The 513-nt window shown below is 28.7% G+C and carries 1 protein-coding gene; it reads right to left on the minus strand.

Features of this window, described 5'->3' with window-relative positions; all coding sequences use genetic code 11:
- Positions 1 to 182: 182 nt before the first annotated feature.
- Positions 183 to 513: hypothetical protein (locus tag BABA_RS13820; RefSeq protein WP_007085815.1), on the minus strand; the 331-nt coding region annotated here is incomplete at its 5' end.

Raw genomic sequence — 513 nt, forward strand, 5'->3', positions numbered from 1 at the left:
GAGCCCCTAAGATCTAACATTTAGATCTTAGGGGCTATTTTTTTTTATAATGATATAATAACTCTAAAAGGAGTAAGCAAATGAATAATGTTTTTAAACCCATTAAGTATTTAAGTATCATTGTAATATATTCATTTTTTCTTGCCATTCCACTTTGTGTACCTTCTCAAAATTTAATCGTCTCATCTATCAGTTATTTCTTTAGACCATGCATCTATATCTTCTACAAAAAATCTAATGAGTTGCTGATTATTAGTAGAATTTACATCATCTTCCGAATCAAATTTATATATTAATGGGTTCGTTTGTCTAAACCTGTAAGAAATAATGTCTAGTAGCTCTTTATCCTCTTTACTAGCTTGAATATCTCCATAAAAAATATTATTTTTCCATAGATACAAAAATAAGCAATATTTTTCCTTCAACAACTCTGCAAGTCCATTTATTAAAGTTAGAACATAACCTATTGTCTGATTATCTTCAAATTTCTGCGCCTTATACATCTGGGTGTCC

It is taken from the genome of Neobacillus bataviensis LMG 21833 (genome assembly GCF_000307875.1).
Classification (GTDB): Bacteria; Bacillota; Bacilli; order Bacillales; family Cytobacillaceae; genus Neobacillus; species Neobacillus bataviensis.